We start from the raw sequence: 16163 nt of genomic DNA, 5'->3' as shown, positions 1-16163 counted from the left end.
GGCCCCCAGCTCCGGCCCCCAGCTCCGGCCCCCAGCTCCGGCCCCCAGCTCCGGCCCCCAGCTCCGGCCCCCAGCTCCGGCCCCCAGCTCCGGCCCCCAGCTCCGGCGCTCGCCCCGGCGCTCGCCCGGCCCCAGCCGTCGCCCGGAAGCAGTCCCGCACCTGTCCCGACTCCCGACCCCAGCCCTCGCCCGACCCCAGCCCTCGCCCAAGCCCCAGCCGCCGCCCAGCCCCGCCGCCTTGGCCGCCCGGCTGATGGGCTGCCCGCGGTGGGTTAGGTGGCGGTCGAGACGCCGGGTGGGGGCGCTCTACGATGCGGCGCATGGCGTTGATTCATCGGGCCCGGATCAGTCCCACCAAACTCGAGTTGCTGGCGGGGTGGCTTCCCGGACGGGAGTGGGCCGGTGGGGTCGGTGGGCGAGGGCTCGAGCGGGTCGCGGCGTACCGGTTCGACGATCCGGACGGGGAGGTCGGGGTCGAGACGCTGCTGGTGCGGGCGGGGGAGGGGCCGGTCCTCCAGGTGCCGCTGACGTATCGCGGGGCCCCTTTGGACGGTGGCGACGCCTGGCTGGTGGGGACGTGCGAGCATTCGGTGCTCGGGCCGCGCTGGGTGTACGACGCGAGCGGCGATCCCGTGTACGCGGCGGCGCTGGTAACGGCGGTCCTCGGCGGCGGGGGTCAGGCCGAGGAGTACTTCGAGGTCGACGGGCGGCGGGAGCCGCTGCCGCTCAGCATGACCATCGTCTCCGGTGGCTCCGAGGGCGCCGACGCTCCGGCGGCCGGGCCGATCGAGCGGGTTGAGCCGGGTGATCCGACGATCATCGTCACGGAGACGGCCGAGTTCACCGTCGTGCGGCGGCTTCCGGACGCGGGCGTGCGTGGTGCGGGCGAGCGCCCGCGCAGCGGTGAGGACAGTGCGCGGGGCGGGGTGGCTCTGCGTGGCTCTTGGGAGGGGCAGCCGGTGCTCGTGCCTCTGGTGTTCGCGGCGCGGCGCTGATCGGGCGGCGGCCGACGGTGGTGGCGATACCCCACCCGGTAACGGCGGTGGCGGTTCGGGCGACGACAGCCCGATCCTCGCGCTGACCGGCGCCAACGCGGCGGGCATGGTCGGCACCGGCGCGGCCGTCGTGGTCGGCGGCGTCGTTCTGCTGCTGGTGACGCGGCGCCGGCAGGCCTGACACCCGGGGAGATCCGGTCGCGGCCGACGGCCCAGGACCGGATCTTGGCGGACATCGGCAGTGGCCACTGCCTGGTAATCTGCGACGTTGTGACCGATCAGAGCCGTATGCCGGGCTACGGTCCCTTCCAGGAAGGCGCCGAGCCGACCACCCCGCTCACCCCGCCCTCGCCAACGGCGGCCGGCCAAGGCGTCCCCGCCCAGCTCAGCGGCCCGCCCAACCCAGCCTCCGGCCCTCCGGACCCGGGCACCCCGTCGGGCCCGCCCTACCCCACAAGCGGCGGCGCCTCCTACGGCCCGTTCCACGGCGGTGACCCGTACGGCCTGCCCGCCGAAAGCAATCCCTACGGCTTCTCCACCCCGCCCGGTCGTCGCATCGAGCCGACCCCGCCGCCGGACCGCGGCCGTCTCTTCATCGGCCTGCTGGCCGGCCTGATCGCCGGTCTTCTGATCTTCGGCGCCGGCGGTTTCTTCGCCGGCCGCGCCACCGCCCCCGACGCGGCCGCCCCGCCGTCGCCCGGCCCTGCGAGCAGCGCGACCACCGGCGTCTTCGAGCAGAGCCAGGCCACTCTCAACGCCCCCGACTTCGCCGGGACCGCCCTCGTGACCCTTTCCGAAGGCTGGCTTCCCTACCTCTCCACCTGCGGCCGCAGCGGCACGGCGGGCGGACCCAAGCTGAGCGCCGGCGAGAAGGTCCGGGTCCGGTGCACGCTCGACGGCATGAGCGCGATCTTCGTCGAGTACGCCTCGGTCGCCGAGCGGGACAAGGCCCGGGTCAAGGCCATGGGGCAGGCGGTCGACGCGCGGACGCTCACTCCTGGGGTGGGTCCGGCCACCGAAGGGGCGACTCCGAGCGGTCGCACCACCGGAAACTACGTGGAGTACGCGTACCGTCTCAGCGAGGGCGGAACCACTCGGACCGTGAGTGGTATCTGGTGGGACGACGCCCCGACGCCTGTGGCGGGTTTCCTGCTCGCCTACTGGAAGGAGGGTGTCGGTGAGAAGTGGGAGCCGATGCGCGATCTCTGGTCCAGGTACGCCTGAATTGCGGTGACCTGGGGGTATGCAGTACCGAATCATGGATCCTTGACCGGAGTGGCACTCGCGACCTAGCCTCGCGTTACAAAGGTTTGTTCGACCATCGCATGCAACACGCACAACATAGATCGCATTACATTACGGCATCACTTGTGAAGCGAAGCTGATCAACAAAGATGCCGCCCGAAGCGCCGGACCGCGGAACACGAGGCGCCGAGGGCCTTGACATACGGCGGTCGGCCCCGGCGTACCCACGCCGCGACAGGGGCCTGATCTCCCCTGCGGTCGTGCGGCTTGGTCGGGCATCCCGCAGATGGCCCGCGCGCCTGCCGCGCCGGGCGGCGAAGGGAGACGCGGCGAGATGACCGCCCTGGACTGGGTGCTGGTGGTGGCGATCGTCGTCCTCACCGCCTTGGTGGTGGCCGGCATGCTGCTCGGCGCCCGCGCGCTGCGTCACCTCAAGAAGGATGACGCCCAGGGTAAGGGTCAGGCGGTCGACGACGCGCTGGCCAAGGTCGACGACGCCAAGGCCAAGGCCGCGTCCGTACGGGCCGAGGCCGCCGCCGCCAAGGCCGAGGCGAACTCCGCCCGGGCCGAGGCCCGCCGTGTTCTCGAGGACGCGCACAGCGAGGCCGACACGATCCTGGAGCGGGCCCACCGCCAGGCCGAGGCCGACGCCGAGCAGGTGCGGTCGGCTGCCCGGCGGTCCGGCGAGCGCGAGGTCGCCCTGCTCAACGCGACCGCCAAGGAGCACGCGGCCGAGGTCGAGCGCCGGGCCGCCCGCATCGACGAGCGGGAGCGCCTGCACGCCGACGAGGTGGAGCGCCTGGTCGAGCGCGAGCGCCGCCTGGCCGGCATGGACACCGATCTAGCCTCGCGGGAGGCTGCCCTCTCGGCCAGGGAGGCCGAGCTGGCCGGGGCCGAGGAGGAGAAGCGCCGGGAGCTGGAGCGGATCGCCGGCCTGACCGCCGAGACGGCCCGGGCCGAGCTCGTCGAGAGCATCGAGGCGCAGGCCAAGCGCGAGGCCGCGATCATCGTGCGGGACGTGGAGGCCGAGGCCAAGAGCACGGCCGACACCCGGGCCCGGCACATCGTGGTGGACGCCATCCAGCGGATCGCCAGCGAGCAGACGGCCGAGAGCGTGGTCTCGGTCCTGCATCTGCCCAGCGACGAGATGAAGGGCCGGATCATCGGCCGGGAGGGCCGCAACATCCGGGCCTTCGAGTCGGTGACCGGAGTCAACCTGATCATCGACGACACGCCCGAGGCGGTGCTGCTCTCCTGCTTCGACCCGGTGCGCCGCGAGGTCGGCCGGCTCACCCTGGAGAAGCTGGTGCTCGACGGGCGGATCCACCCGCACCGCATCGAGGAGGTCTACGAGAGCGCCAAGAACGAGGTCGACGTGCTCTGTGACCGGGCCGCCGAGGAGGCGCTGGTCGACGTCGGCATCACCGACCTGCACCCGGAGCTGTCGAGGCTGCTGGGCCGTCTGCGCTACCGCACCAGCTACGGCCAGAACGTGCTCAAGCACCTGATCGAGACCGCCCACATCGCCGGCATCATGGCGGCCGAGCTGGGGCTGGACGTGCCGTCGATGAAGCGGGCGGCATTCCTGCACGACATCGGCAAGGCGCTCACCCACGAGGTCGAGGGCAGCCACGCGCTGATCGGGGCCGACCTGGCCCGCAAGTACGGCGAGTCGGAGGACGTGGTGCACGCGATCGAGGCGCACCACAACGAGGTGCCGCCGCAGACGATCGAGGCCGTGCTGACCCAGGCTGCGGACGCCTGCTCGGGCGGGCGCCCCGGCGCCCGCCGGGAGAGCCTGGAGGCGTACGTCAAGCGGTTGGAGCGGATCGAGGAGATCGCGGCCGGCAAGGTCGGGGTGGAGAAGGTCTTCGCCATGCAGGCGGGCCGGGAGATCCGTGTGATGGTCCGGCCGGACGACGTCGACGACATCGGCGCCGCCGTCCTGGCCCGGGACGTTGCCAAGCAGATCGAGGAGGAGCTGACCTATCCCGGTCAGATCCGGGTCACCGTGGTGCGCGAGTCACGCGTCACCGAGCTCGCTCGTTAGGCCGAGCTGCTCGCGGAGGATGTCCGCGTGCCCGCAGTGCTGGGCCAGCTCCCGCAGCAGGTGCATGTAGGCCCAGCGCAGCGGGAGCGGCCCGCGCCGGTTGCCCGGCAGCAGGTCGTCGAGCCCGATCGGCGCCGCCGCGCGCCGCGAGTTCTCGATGGTCTCGCGGTACGCGTCCTGGATGCTCTCGATGGTGTCGTCGTCGTCGAGGATGAACGACTCGTCGGCGGTGAGCGGGATGCCCAACTCGGCCCGCGACTTGCCGGTCACGGCCTCGCCGAACCAGACGTTCTCCACCATCGTCACGTGTTTGACCAGCCCGAGCAGTGTGGTGCGGGACGGCACCAGGGAGGCCCGGGCCTGCTCCTCGGTGATGCCGTCCAGGCTGTCGAGAAGCGCCTTGCGGTGCTCGTCGAGAAAAGCCTCGAACTGGATCTTCGCGGGCTGGTCGAGGGCTTCGTCGGCGGAAATCATGTGCTCAGCATGTCAGGCGCCGCCGCCCGGTTCGGCCGCACCCACGACCGGGGCCGGCCCGGCCGCGCGCGGGGCCTTGCCGCTGCGCCGGGTGCGGCGGCTGAGCCAGCCGGCGAACGACGTGAGCAGCGAGTTGACGATGATGTAGATGACCGCGGCCACGATCGCAGCCTGGACGATGTTGCCGAAGTTGGCCGCGACGTTGTTCACGCCCAGCTGCAGCAGCTCGTTGTAGGCGATGATGTAGCCGAGCGCGGTGTCCTTGACCAGCACCACGAGCTGGCTGACGATCACCGGCAGCATCGCGCGGGCCGCCTGCGGGATGAGGATCTGGCTCATCACCTGGCCCTTGCGCATGCCGATGGCGTACGCCGCCTCGCTCTGCCCGTTCGGCACCGCGCGCACGCCGGCCCGGAACGCCTCGGCCAGCACCGACCCGTTGTAGAGGGTCAGGCCGATCACCACGGCCCAGAAGATGGACATCGGCTGCTCGGTGATGAACGGGATGCCGAAGAAGATGAAGAACATCATCAGCAGCAGCGGCACGGCCCGGAAGAACTCGACCACCACGCCGGCCGGCAGCCGCACCCACCAGTGGTCGGAGAGCCGGCCGACCGCGAAGATCACGCCGAAGACGAGCGAGAGCGCGGCCGCGACGACGGCTGCCTCGAGGGTGTGCAGCAGACCCGGCAGGATGTACTCGGACCAGGTGCTCCACTGGATGAAGGGCTTCCACAGGGCGGCCGCCCACTGGCCCTTCTCGTCGAACTTCCGGTAGATGAAGAAGAGCAGCGCCAGCAGCAGGACGCCGAAGACGACCGTCAGGATCCGGTTGCGCGCCCTGGCGCGGGGCCCCGGGTGGTCGTAGAGAACTGCGTCGGTGCTCACCGCTTCACCGCCAGGCGGTTGGCCAGCCAGCCGAAGGCGTAGCCGGTGGGGATCAGGACGATCGCGAAGGTGCCCGCGAAGACCAGGAAGATCGGGATGACCGCGTCACCGTTCTCGTTGATCAGCTGTTTCATCGCGTTCGACGACTCCATCAGGCCGATCGTGCCGACGATGGTGGCGTTCTTGCAGAGCGCGATGATGATGCTGCCCAGCGGCGCGATCACGGCCCGGCCGGCCTGGGGCAGGACGATCATCGTCAGCGTCTGGCGGAACGTCATGCCGATCGCGCGGGCCGCCTCGGCCTGCCCCGCCGGCACCGTGTTGATGCCGGAGCGGATCGCCTCGCAGACGAACGCGGCCGTGTAGACGGCCAGGCCGGTCACGCCGAGCCAGAAGTTGTTCAGGTCGATGTCGTCGGCGTAGGAGAGGCCGAGCGTCGAGAACAAACCGAAGTAGCAGAAGAAGACGATCAGGGTGAGCGGCGTGTTGCGGAAGATGTTCACCCAGGCCGTGCCGAAGGCGCGCAGCACCGGCACGGGGGAGACCCGCATCCCGGCCAGCAGGACGCCGAGCACGACGGCACCTACACCACCGGCGAGGGTGAGCTTCAGGATCCAGAGGAACCCGGTGAGGTAGACCTCGCGGTTGGTTGCAACGGAGAAGACGTCCATCGGCACCTTCGGATCATTAGAAGCGGGGGCCGGTAACCCGGCCCCCGCGACTTCTGGGAAAAATCAGGAACAGTTGGTCAGCTTGGCGACGTCGAGCTCGGGCGCGGCCTTGCCGCTCTTGCCGAGGGTGTCGTCCCAGGCCTTCTTGTACGAGCCGTCGGCCGCGGCCGCCTTCAGGATGTCGTTGATCTTGTTGCAGCCGGCGGTGTCGTCCTTCTTCAGGCCGATGCCGTACGGCTCCTCGCTGAACGGCTTGCCGACGACCTTGAACTTGCCCGCGTACTGATCCTGGGCGGCGTAGCCGGCCAGGATGATGTCGTCGGTGGTGACCGCGTCGACCTGACCGCCGGCCAGCGCCGTCACGCACTTGGAGTACGAGTCGAACTGCTGGAGCTTGGCGTCCTTGTAGTCGGTCTGGATCCGCTTGGCCGGCGTCGAGCCGCTCACCGAGCAGACCTTCTTACCGGCCAGCGACTCCGGGCCGGTGATCGTCGAGTTGGTCGGGACCAGCAGGTCCTGCCCGGCGACGAAGTACGGGCCGCCGAAGTTGACGACCTTCTTCCGCTCGTCGTTGATGGTGTAGGTCGCGACCACGAGGTCGACCTGGCCCTGCTGGATGAACGGCTCGCGGTTGGCCGAGACCGTGGTCTTCCACTCGATGCCGCTGTCGGCCAGGCCCAGGCCCTTCGCGATGATCTTGCCGATCTCGACGTCGAAGCCGGCGTAGGTGCCGCCGGTCTGCAGACCGAGGCCCGGCTGGTCGGCTTTCACGCCGATGACCAGCTTGCCGCTCTCGGCCTTGCCGACGATGCCTTTCGCGCCGCTGCCGCCGCTGCTGCCCGCGTCGTCGTCCCCGCCGCACGCGGCCACGGTCAGCGCCATCGCAACCGCACCGAACGCGGCTACCAATCGTGTGATGCGCATCATTGGGCTCCTCGAATATTCCTAGATGGACAACGGATCAGTGCGTGAGGATTTTGGAAAGGAAGTCCTTGGCGCGATCGCTTTTCGGACTGGCGAAGAACTCCGCCGGCGGCGCCGATTCGACGAGTTGGCCGTCGGCCATGAAAACGACCCGGTTGGCCGCGTGCCGCGCGAATCCCATCTCGTGCGTCACCACCACCATCGTCATTCCCTCGCGGGCCAGCGACGTCATCACGTCGAGCACCTCGCCCACCATCTCGGGGTCGAGGGCGCTGGTCGGCTCGTCGAAGAGCATGGCCTTGGGCTGCATGGCCAGGGCCCGCGCGATCGCCACGCGCTGCTGCTGGCCGCCGGAGAGCTGCGCCGGATATTTCTCGGCCTGGTTGCCGATGCCGACCCGGTCGAGCAGCGACATGGCCCGCTCGCGGACCGCCTCGGGCTTCTCCTTGCGCACCTTGACCGGCCCGAGCATGACGTTCTGCAGGATCGTCTTGTGGGCGAAGAGGTTGAAGGACTGGAACACCATCCCGACCTCGCTGCGCAGGCGGGCCAGGGCACGGCCCTCGGCCGGCAGCGCCTTGCCGTCGAAGGTGATGGTGCCGGAGTTGATCGGCTCGAGCCGGTTGATCGCACGGCAGAGCGTGGACTTCCCGGAACCCGACGGTCCGATCACGACGACGACCTCGCCCCGGGCCACCGAGAGATCCACGTCCTGGAGCACGTGGAGCGGCCCGAAGAACTTGTTCACCTTGTCGAGGACGATGAGAGCCTCGTCGGACACTGCTGGACCACCGTCCCGTCATTGGGGTTCACCCGGATGGGCACACTCTATGTGGGCTCTTGTATCGGTTCACGCCGAGAATGGTCACGGACTGGTAACTCAGACCGTGCAAAGGGCCATCCTTGTCCACCATGTTCGGTATGGCTGACACCGATCCGACAGGTGGCCTCTGGAACTGGGCAGTCGCCTGCCCCCTCGACCCGGATCGTGTCCGTGGTGCCCTGGCGGGCACTCTCGAGCGCTCAGTCGTGCCCCTGGAGGCCGACGGGGACATCCTGTGCGACGTCTACGAGGTCGGTGGCGAGTTCCCGACACTGGTCGATGTCTACCTCGCGCCCTCCCGCGTCGACGAGGCGACCGCGGCCAGCGCCGTCTCGGTCCGGCTGGGCGCCGCCGTCCTCCTTCCGGACGACAGCCTCGACCCCTTCCGGTACGTGCTCGCCACGCCGGACGGCAGCCTGACCCCCGTCCGGGTCGACGAGGTGGAGACCGACGACGGCCCGGAACGCCGCAACATCCGCCCCGCCACCACGGGGACGTAAGCAGTACCCTGGTCAATTGCCATGACTACCGAGACTGTGGGCGCCACTCGCACGTACGACGTGCGTACTTACGGCTGCCAGATGAACGTGCACGACAGCGAGCGCATCTCCGGCCTGATGGAGGACGCGGGCTACGTGCGCGCCGCCGATCCGGAGTCGGCGGACGTGGTGGTCTTCAACACCTGCGCCGTCCGGGAGAACGCCGACAACCGCCTCTACGGCAACCTCGGCCACCTGCGCCCGACCAAGGTGAAGAACCCCGACATGCAGATCGCGGTCGGCGGCTGCCTGGCCCAGAAGGACCGCGGCGACATCGTCAAGAAGGCGCCCTGGGTCGACGTCGTCTTCGGCACCCACAACATCGGCTCGCTGCCGGCGCTGCTCGAGCGGGCGCGGCACAACCAGGAGGCCGAGGTCGAGATCCTCGAGTCACTCGAGGTCTTCCCGTCCACCCTGCCGACCAAGCGCGAGTCGACCTATGCGGGCTGGGTGTCGATCTCGGTCGGCTGCAACAACACCTGCACCTTCTGCATCGTGCCGTCGCTGCGCGGCAAGGAGAAGGACCGCCGCCCGGGCGAGATCCTGGCCGAGGTCGAGGCCCTGACCAAGGAGGGCGTCCTCGAGGTCACCCTGCTCGGGCAGAACGTGAACTCGTACGGCGTGGAGTTCGGTGACCGGCTTGCCTTCGGCAAGCTGCTGCGCTCGACCGGTTCGATCGAGGGGCTGGAGCGGGTGCGCTTCACCAGCCCGCACCCGAAGGACTTCACCGACGACGTGATCGCCGCGATGGCCGAGACGCCCAACGTCTGCCACTCGCTGCACATGCCGCTGCAGTCCGGCTCCGACCGCGTGCTCAAGGCCATGCGCCGCAGCTACCGCCAGGAGAAGTACCTCGGCATCATCGACAAGGTGCGGGCGGCCATGCCCGACGCCGCGATCACCACCGACATCATCGTCGGCTTCCCGGGCGAGACCGAGGAGGACTTCGAGCAGACCCTCGAGGTGGTCCGCCGGGCCCGCTTCTCCAGCGCCTTCACGTTCCAGTACTCCAAGCGTCCCGGCACCCCCGCCGCGATCATGGAGGAGCAGCTTCCCAAGGCCGTCGTCCAGGAACGCTACGAGCGCCTGATCGCCCTCCTCGAGGAGATCACCTGGGCCGAGAACAAGAAGCTCGTCGGCGAGAAGGTCGAGGTCCTGGTCGCGGTCGGCGAGGGCCGCAAGGACGAGCGTACGGGCCGGCTCAGCGGCCGGGCCCGCGACGGACGCCTGGTCCATTTCGCGACCGGTGAGCTGTCACCGCGCCCCGGCGACATCGTCGAGACCGTCGTGACGTACGCGGCCCCGCACCACCTCAACGCGGACGGCGCCCCGCTGTCCCACCGCCGCACGCGCGCCGGCGACGCCTTCGAAGCGGGTCGCACCCCCAAGCTGAAGGGCGTCTCGCTGGGCCTGCCGACCATCGGCGTGCCCGCGCCCCTGCCGGCGTCCACCGGCGGCTGCGCCCTGTAAAGCCGCAACGGCCCGGTCCCAGCCGGGACCGGGCCGTTGCGAAAATCCTCAGTTGGCCTGCTCGGCCAGGGCCAGGAACTGCTTCTTGGAGTTGAGCGCCTGCTCGGCCTCCTTGATGCGGCGGGCGTCGCCGGCCGCCTGGGCCCGGGCCAGCTTGTCCTCGGCCTCGGCGACCTGCTCGCGCATCTGCTGCAGCAGTGGGTTGTCCTGGGGAGAGGTCTTGCGCCAGGCCGAATCCATCGCGACCCGGATGCGCTCCTCGGCGGCCCGCCAGCGGCGGTCGAGCGAGGCGGCCGACTCGCGGGGCACCCGGCCGGCGTCGTGCCACGCGGCCTGCGCGTCCCGCAGCTTGTTCTGCGCGCCGCGCGGGTCGGCGTCGACGTCGAGCGCCTCCACCTCGGCCAGGATGGCCTGCTTACGGTCGAGGTTGCCCTTGTACTCGGCGTCGCGGGCGGAGAAGACCTCGGAGCGGCGGGTGAAGAACGCGTCCTGCGCGGCCCGGAACCGTTCCCAGAGGCGCTGCTCGGCCTCCTTGGCGGCACGCGGGGCGGCCTTCCACTCGGCCATCAGGTCCTTGAGCCGGTTGGCGGTGGACGACCACTCACTCGACTCGGCGAGGCTCTCGGCCTCCTTGACCAGCTCTTCCTTGGCCGTCTGGGCCTGCTTGCGCTGACCGTCGAGGGTGGCGAAGTGCGCGCCGCGGCGACGGGTGAAGCCGTCCCGCGCGGTCGCGAAGCGCTTCCACAGCTCGCCGTCGGTCTTCTTGTCGACGCCGCGGATCGTCTTCCACTCGTCGAGGATCTCCTTGAGGCGGTCGCCGGCCGATTTCCAGCCGGTGGCCTCGGCCGCGATCTTCTCGGCCTCCTCGACGAGGGCCGTCTTGCGGGCCAGGGCCTCACCCCGGGCCACCTCGCGGGCCGCGCGGGCCTCGCCCGCCTTCTCGTCGGCCAGCGTGGCGAGCCGGTCGAGCCGGGCGTTGAGCCCGTCGATGTCGCCGACCACGTGCGCCTCGGCGAGCTCGGTGCGCAGGCGCTTGACGCTGCTCAGCGAGTGTGCCGCGTCGGCCGCTCCGGACTTGAGGCGCGCCTCGACGAGGTCGACCTCGGTCACCAGGTCGGCGAAGCGCCGGGCGAAGTGGGCCAGTCCCTCCTCCGGGGTGCCCGCCTGCCAGGAGCCGACCACGCGGTCGCCATCAGCGGTCTTCACGTACACGGTGCCGTCGGCATCCACGCGCCCGAAGGCCGTCCAGTCGTTCATGACCCATCCTCGTCTTCCCGGCGTCACCGGTTCGGCCGAACCAGTGACCACCGCCACAGCACAGTCGAGCGCCAAGCTTCCTCATGGCATTCTTTCTCGCGCATTGTCACAGGTCCAACCGGGTTACGGGGAAGCGCCCGAGGATGACCGTGGCCAAACCTTGTCCTACCGTTGCTCCGTGCCGCTTTCCGCCCCTCCACGCGTGATAACCGTCGTCGGGCCGACCGCGGCGGGCAAATCCGCCCTGAGTATCGCGCTCGCCCACGAATTGGACGGCGAGGTCGTCAACGCCGACTCGATGCAGCTCTACCGGGGGATGGACATCGGCACGGCGAAACTCACCCTCGCCGAGCGCGACGGCGTGCCGCACCATCTGCTGGACATCTGGGACGTGACCGAGCCGGCCGCGGTCGCCGAGTACCAGGGGCTGGCCCGGGCCGCGATCGACGACATCGCGGCCCGCGGGCGGGTGCCGTTGCTGGTGGGCGGTTCGGGGCTGTACGTACGGGCGGTGCTGGAGGACTTCGAGTTCCCCGGCACGGATCCGGTGGTGCGCGCGCGCCTCGAGCAGGAGCTGGCCGCCGTGGGCGTCGCGCCGCTCTATCAGCGGCTGCAGTCGCTGGACCCGGCCGCGGCGACGTCCATCCTGCCGTCGAACGGGCGGCGGATCGTGCGGGCGCTCGAGGTGATCGAGCTGACCGGGGAGCCGTTCACGGCCTCGCTGCCGTCGCCGACGCCGTACTACTCCTCCGTGCAGATCGGGGTGGACCGGGAGGTCGCCGCCCTGGACGAGCGGATCGCCCTGCGGGTCGACCTCATGTGGGAGGCCGGGTTGCTCGACGAGGTCCGGCGTCTGCTTCCGCGGGGCTTGCGAGAGGGCCGTACGGCGGGTCGCGCGCTCGGTTATCAGCAGGCGATCGCCGAGCTCGACGGCCTGATGTCCGCCGCCGAGGCGAAAGAGGACACGGTTCGCGGGACGCGGCGGTTCGTCCGCCGGCAGCGCTCCTGGTTCCGCCGCGACCCGGCGATCCACTGGCTGGACGGGGCGTCGGGGACGCTCGTGGCCGACGCGCTGGCCCTTGCGCGATGATGGACGGCGTGTTGTTCACCAAGGGCCACGGCGCCGGCAACGACTTCGTCATCGTCCCCGACCCCGACGGCGCGCTCGACCTGACGCCGTCACAGGTCGCCGCCCTCTGCGACCGCCGCTTCGGCCTCGGCGCCGACGGCGTGCTGCGCGTTGTGCGTACGGCCAAGGACCCGGACGGTGCGGGCTACGCCGCCGAGGCCGAGTGGTTCATGGATTACCGCAACGCCGACGGCTCGATCGCCGAGATGTGCGGCAACGGCACCCGGGTCTTCGCCCGCTACCTGGTCACTTCCGGGCTCGCCACCCCCGGCCCGTCGGGTCTCCCGCTGGCCACGCGGGCCGGCGTGGTGGTCGCCCTCTTCGAGGGCGACTTGATCAAGGTGCGGATGGCCTCACCCCGGGTGTACGCGGCGAGCACCGCGACCACCGGCCCGCTGACCTTTCCCGGCGTGGCCGTCGACTGCGGCAACCCGCACCTGGTCTGCGCCCTGCACGACGGCCTGGCCCTGCCGTCGCTCGACCTGACCACCGCCCCCGGCTTCGACCCGGCGCTGTTCCCGCACGGTGTGAACGTCGAGTTCGTGACTCCGTCCGCCCCGCTCGCCGGCGCCGACCTGCACGTCGGCATGCGCGTCCACGAGCGCGGCTCCGGCGAGACCCTGGCCTGCGGCTCCGGCGCCCTGGCGGTCGGCGCCGTGGCCCTGCGCGACGCGGGCCTGTCCCAGGGCGTCGTCGCGGTCGACCTCCCCGGCGGCCGCCTGACCGTCACCCACGACGAGAACGACACCTGGTGGCTGGCCGGCCCGGCGGTGCTGGTCGCCACCGGCGAGGTCGACCTGGAGAAGCTCGCCTGATGCCCCCGCCCGGTCTTCACCGGGTCGCGCATCGCGGCTACTCGGCGGTCGCGCCGGAGAACACGTTGCCCGCCTTCGCCGCGGCCGTCCGCGGCGGCGCGACCTTCGTCGAGTTCGACGTGCGCACCACGGCCGATGGCGTCCCCGTGGTCATCCACGACCGGACACTGGACCGCACCACGACCGGAACCGGACATGTCTGGGAGCTCGACTCGGCCGCCCTGGCCGCCCTCGACGCCGGTTCGTGGTTCTCCGCGGCCTACGCCGGTCTGCGCGTACCCACCCTGGCCGAGACCCTCACCCTGCTCACCCCGCCCGGCCCGCAGCTCCTCCTGGAGATCAAACCCCCGGCCACCCTCCCCGAGGTCAAAACGATCATGGAGATGGTGACCGCCGCCGGCCTGCCCGGCCGCACCATCGTCCAGAGCTTCGACCCCGAGGTGATCCGCCTCGTCCGCGAAGCCTCCCCTTCGGTCCGCCGCGGCTTGCTCCGCCTCCGCTTCGAGGCCGACACCCTGCCCCTGGTCGACGAACTCGACGTGGTCTGCTGCAACCCGTCCACGGCCGACGTCCTGGGCGACCCGGCCACGGTCGCCTCACTCCGCGCCCGCGGCGTCGACGTCATGCCATGGACCGCCAACGACCCGGCCGAGTGGCCACCACTGACCGAAGCCGGCGCCACCGGCCTGATCACCGACCACGTCGCCGAACTGACCGACTGGTCCAGGGCCCGGCCGGCTACTCGCCCGTGACGCCGTCGATGCGCTCGCGGAGGAAGTCGGCGTGGCCGTTGTGGCGGGCGTACTCCTCGATCATGTGCAGGTAGATCCAGCGGAGCGTGTAGTCCTCGCCCGGGCTGGGCTCGTCGAGACTGCGCCCGGCCACCGCCGCGCGGGAGCGGGCGACGCTCGCGAGGTAGGCCGCCAGGTCGTCCGAGGCCCGGGTGACGTCGACGTCGGCGCTGCCGCCCCGGCCGGGCACGTAGTCCCAGAAGTAGTGGTGGTCCGGCCGGCCGTCGTAGGCGTGGAACCAGGCCTCGACCGCGGACAGGTGCCGCACCAGCCCGAGCAGCGACAGCGGCGACGGCTCGACCGCCCGCAGCGCCAGTTGCTCCGGGGTCAAGCCGCCGCACTTCAGCAGCAGCGTCGTGCGCTGGAACTCGAGGCGGTCCTCCAGCGCGGATCGCTCGTCGGCCGGGTTGACCGGAGGCTCGACGCGCTCGGGAACTGTCCATGTCGACATGGCGGCGATCTTAAGGAGATGGTGTTGCCGGACAACCCGGCAGCCCGGGACGGCCCGGACCACCCACCCGGCCGATCGCTGCGCCGGGTGGTGTCCGAGAACCCGTACCTCCAGGTCTTAGAAGGTCTCCTCCGGAGCCGACTCCAGCTCCACCTCGGGCAGGGCGGCGGCGTTGTGCGGCTGGGGGCCGCGGACGGCGGCGCGGATGGCGGCGGCGACGGCCGGAGTGACGCGCGGGTCGAAGACGCTGGGAATGATCACCGTGGGGTTGAGCTTGTCCTCGCCCACCACGTCGGCGATGGCGCGGGCCGCGGCGAGAGCCATCTCCTCGGTGAACTCCTCGGCGCTGACGTCGAGCATGCCGCGGAAGACGCCGGGGAAGGCCAGCACGTTGTTGATCTGGTTGGGCTGGTCGGAGCGGCCGGTGGCGACGACCGCGGCGTGCTGGCGGGCCGCTCGCGGGTCGACCTCGGGGTCGGGGTTGGCCAGGGCGAAGACGATCGACTTGTCGGCCATCCGGGCGATGTCGTCACCGGTCAGCAGGTTGGGCGCCGAGACGCCGATGAAGACGTCCGCTCCCACGATGGCGCCGGGCAGGTCACCTTCGTAGTTCGCCTTGTTCGTGTGGTCGGCCAGCCACTGCCACGTCTCCGACATGTCGGCCATGCCGCGGTGCAGGGCGCCCTTCCGGTCGTACGCGATGATGTCGCCCACGCCCTGGCGCAGCAGCAGCTTCATGATCGCCGTGCCGGCCGCGCCCGCACCCGAGACGACCACGCGGACGTCCTCGAGACGCTTGCCGACGACCCGCAGCGCGTTGGTGAGCGCGGCCAGCACGCAGATCGCGGTGCCGTGCTGGTCGTCGTGGAAGACCGGGATGTCGAGCTGCTCGCGCAGGCGGGCCTCGATCTCGAAGCAGCGCGGGGCGGCGATGTCCTCGAGGTTGATGCCGCCGTAGGCCGGCGCGATCGCCTTGACGATCTGCACGATCTCGTCCGTGTCCTGGGTGTCGAGGACCACCGGCCAGGCGTCCACGCCGCCGAAGCGCTTGAAGAGGGCGGCCTTGCCCTCCATCACCGGCATGGCCGCGGCCGGGCCGATGTTACCGAGACCGAGCACGGCCGAGCCGTCGCTGACCACGGCGACCGTGTTGCGCTTGATGGTGAGCCGGCGGGCGTCGGCCGGGTTCTCCGCGATGGCCATGCAGACGCGGGCCACCCCCGGGGTGTACGCCCGGGACAGCTCGTCGCGGTTGCGGAGCGCGACCTTCGAGCTCACCTCGATCTTGCCGCCCAGGTGCAGCAGGAAGGTCCGGTCGGAAACCTTGCGGACGTCGACGCCGTCCTGCTCCTCGAGCTGCTTGACCACCTGGTCGGCGTGGCTCGAGTCGGCGGTGTCGCAGGTGAGGTCGACCAGGACGCGGGCGGGGTCGGAATCGACCACGTCGAGTGCGGTCACGATCGCGCCGGCCTCGCCGACACAGGTGGTGAGCCGGCCGATGGACGAGGCGTCCGCGGTTACGGCTATCCGGATCGTGATCGAGAATCCTGCGCTGGGCAGGCGGGTCGTCACCACGGTGTTCCCTCCGACGTTGGCGGGTGCTTCACCGTAATCTTGCTCCTGCGGAATATCGGTCTCCCA

16 protein-coding genes are annotated in these 16163 nt (G+C 70.7%); 8 read left to right on the top strand and 8 right to left on the bottom strand.

What is annotated here, in order from left to right:
- The first annotated feature begins 320 nt into the window (after positions 1–320).
- The 3 genes from AB0J66_RS13755 to rny all read left to right on the top strand — a co-directional run bounded on the left by AB0J66_RS13755 (position 321) and on the right by rny (position 4290).
- Positions 321–995, top strand: coding sequence for a hypothetical protein (locus tag AB0J66_RS13755; RefSeq protein ID WP_364659606.1), 675 nt, complete (start codon positions 321–323; stop codon positions 993–995).
- 270 nt (positions 996–1265) lie between these two features.
- Complete coding sequence (locus AB0J66_RS13750; RefSeq protein WP_364659605.1) at positions 1266–2219, top strand: hypothetical protein; 954 nt, start codon at positions 1266–1268, stop codon at positions 2217–2219.
- A 355-nt stretch (positions 2220–2574) separates the two neighbouring features.
- A complete protein-coding gene (rny, locus tag AB0J66_RS13745; RefSeq protein WP_364659603.1) occupies positions 2575–4290 on the top strand; it encodes a ribonuclease Y in 1716 nt (571 codons plus the stop codon).
- Here rny and AB0J66_RS13740 read toward each other — a convergent pair.
- The 5 genes from AB0J66_RS13740 to AB0J66_RS13720 all read right to left on the bottom strand — a co-directional run bounded on the left by AB0J66_RS13740 (position 4264) and on the right by AB0J66_RS13720 (position 8028).
- Positions 4264–4764 carry a DinB family protein gene (locus tag AB0J66_RS13740; protein ID WP_364659601.1) on the bottom strand — a complete coding sequence of 167 codons (501 nt, stop codon included), beginning with the start codon at positions 4762–4764 and terminating at the stop codon, positions 4264–4266. The genes rny and AB0J66_RS13740 overlap by 27 nt on opposite strands.
- Before the next feature lie 12 nt (positions 4765–4776).
- Positions 4777–5652, bottom strand: a complete 876-nt coding sequence (locus AB0J66_RS13735; RefSeq protein WP_364659599.1) for an amino acid ABC transporter permease — start codon at positions 5650–5652, stop codon at positions 4777–4779.
- Positions 5649–6323, bottom strand: a complete 675-nt coding sequence (locus AB0J66_RS13730) for an amino acid ABC transporter permease (protein ID WP_364659597.1) — start codon at positions 6321–6323, stop codon at positions 5649–5651. The genes AB0J66_RS13735 and AB0J66_RS13730 overlap by 4 nt, the downstream gene beginning before the upstream one ends.
- Before the next feature lie 63 nt (positions 6324–6386).
- Positions 6387–7247 carry a glutamate ABC transporter substrate-binding protein gene (locus tag AB0J66_RS13725; protein ID WP_364659595.1) on the bottom strand — a complete coding sequence of 287 codons (861 nt, stop codon included), beginning with the start codon at positions 7245–7247 and terminating at the stop codon, positions 6387–6389.
- A 37-nt stretch (positions 7248–7284) separates the two neighbouring features.
- Positions 7285–8028 carry an amino acid ABC transporter ATP-binding protein gene (locus AB0J66_RS13720; protein WP_364659593.1) on the bottom strand — a complete coding sequence of 248 codons (744 nt, stop codon included), beginning with the start codon at positions 8026–8028 and terminating at the stop codon, positions 7285–7287.
- Positions 8029–8168: 140 nt separating this feature from the next.
- Between AB0J66_RS13720 and AB0J66_RS13715 the strand changes: the two genes are divergently transcribed.
- Together AB0J66_RS13715 and miaB are read left to right on the top strand one after the other, a co-directional pair.
- Positions 8169–8570: a hypothetical protein gene (locus AB0J66_RS13715; RefSeq protein WP_364659592.1), complete on the top strand. Its 402-nt coding sequence runs from the start codon at positions 8169–8171 to the stop codon at positions 8568–8570.
- Between the two features lie 21 nt (positions 8571–8591).
- Entirely contained in the window at positions 8592–10079 is a 1488-nt protein-coding gene (miaB, locus tag AB0J66_RS13710) for a tRNA (N6-isopentenyl adenosine(37)-C2)-methylthiotransferase MiaB (RefSeq protein WP_364659590.1), read from the top strand.
- Between the two features lie 48 nt (positions 10080–10127).
- On the opposite strand, the gene AB0J66_RS13705 is transcribed toward miaB, so the two are convergent.
- Positions 10128–11336: a DUF349 domain-containing protein gene (locus AB0J66_RS13705; protein ID WP_364659588.1), complete on the bottom strand. Its 1209-nt coding sequence runs from the start codon at positions 11334–11336 to the stop codon at positions 10128–10130.
- A gap of 178 nt (positions 11337–11514) precedes the next feature.
- On the opposite strand from AB0J66_RS13705, the gene miaA reads away from it, so the two are divergent.
- Genes miaA through AB0J66_RS13690 form a run of 3 tightly spaced genes read left to right on the top strand, consistent with a single transcriptional unit; the run spans position 11515 to position 14032 of the window.
- On the top strand, positions 11515–12426 hold the full coding sequence (gene miaA, locus AB0J66_RS13700; protein ID WP_364659586.1) for a tRNA (adenosine(37)-N6)-dimethylallyltransferase MiaA: 912 nt from the start codon (positions 11515–11517) through the stop codon (positions 12424–12426).
- Positions 12427–12434: 8 nt separating this feature from the next.
- Positions 12435–13280, top strand: coding sequence for a diaminopimelate epimerase (gene dapF / locus AB0J66_RS13695; protein ID WP_364659584.1), 846 nt, complete (start codon positions 12435–12437; stop codon positions 13278–13280).
- A complete protein-coding gene (locus AB0J66_RS13690) occupies positions 13280–14032 on the top strand; it encodes a glycerophosphodiester phosphodiesterase family protein (RefSeq protein WP_364659582.1) in 753 nt (250 codons plus the stop codon). Before dapF ends, AB0J66_RS13690 begins: the two co-directional genes overlap by 1 nt.
- Here the strand turns inward: AB0J66_RS13690 and AB0J66_RS13685 are convergent.
- A complete protein-coding gene (locus AB0J66_RS13685) occupies positions 14019–14522 on the bottom strand; it encodes a DinB family protein (protein ID WP_364659580.1) in 504 nt (167 codons plus the stop codon). The genes AB0J66_RS13690 and AB0J66_RS13685 overlap by 14 nt on opposite strands.
- A gap of 117 nt (positions 14523–14639) precedes the next feature.
- A complete protein-coding gene (locus AB0J66_RS13680; RefSeq protein ID WP_364659578.1) occupies positions 14640–16097 on the bottom strand; it encodes an NAD-dependent malic enzyme in 1458 nt (485 codons plus the stop codon).
- Positions 16098–16163: the final 66 nt, after the last annotated feature.

This window comes from Actinoplanes sp. NPDC049598, assembly GCF_040675435.1.
Taxonomy (GTDB): Bacteria; Actinomycetota; Actinomycetes; order Mycobacteriales; family Micromonosporaceae; genus Actinoplanes.
This window is presented reverse-complemented; position numbering and strand designations above follow the sequence as displayed.

What these genes read in the sequence shown, in the direction of transcription:
- AB0J66_RS13685 (WP_364659580.1), bottom strand. Translation starts at nt 14,522, where the DNA reads ATGTCGACATGGACAGTTCCCGAGCGCGTCGAGCCTCCGGTCAACCCG.
- AB0J66_RS13690 (WP_364659582.1), top strand. Translation starts at nt 13,280, where the DNA reads ATGCCCCCGCCCGGTCTTCACCGGGTCGCGCATCGCGGCTACTCGGCG.
- AB0J66_RS13740 (WP_364659601.1), bottom strand. Translation starts at nt 4,764, where the DNA reads ATGATTTCCGCCGACGAAGCCCTCGACCAGCCCGCGAAGATCCAGTTC.
- AB0J66_RS13715 (WP_364659592.1), top strand. Translation starts at nt 8,169, where the DNA reads ATGGCTGACACCGATCCGACAGGTGGCCTCTGGAACTGGGCAGTCGCC.
- rny (WP_364659603.1), top strand. Translation starts at nt 2,575, where the DNA reads ATGACCGCCCTGGACTGGGTGCTGGTGGTGGCGATCGTCGTCCTCACC.
- AB0J66_RS13755 (WP_364659606.1), top strand. Translation starts at nt 321, where the DNA reads ATGGCGTTGATTCATCGGGCCCGGATCAGTCCCACCAAACTCGAGTTG.
- AB0J66_RS13705 (WP_364659588.1), bottom strand. Translation starts at nt 11,336, where the DNA reads ATGAACGACTGGACGGCCTTCGGGCGCGTGGATGCCGACGGCACCGTG.
- AB0J66_RS13725 (WP_364659595.1), bottom strand. Translation starts at nt 7,247, where the DNA reads ATGCGCATCACACGATTGGTAGCCGCGTTCGGTGCGGTTGCGATGGCG.
- AB0J66_RS13730 (WP_364659597.1), bottom strand. Translation starts at nt 6,323, where the DNA reads ATGGACGTCTTCTCCGTTGCAACCAACCGCGAGGTCTACCTCACCGGG.
- miaB (WP_364659590.1), top strand. Translation starts at nt 8,592, where the DNA reads ATGACTACCGAGACTGTGGGCGCCACTCGCACGTACGACGTGCGTACT.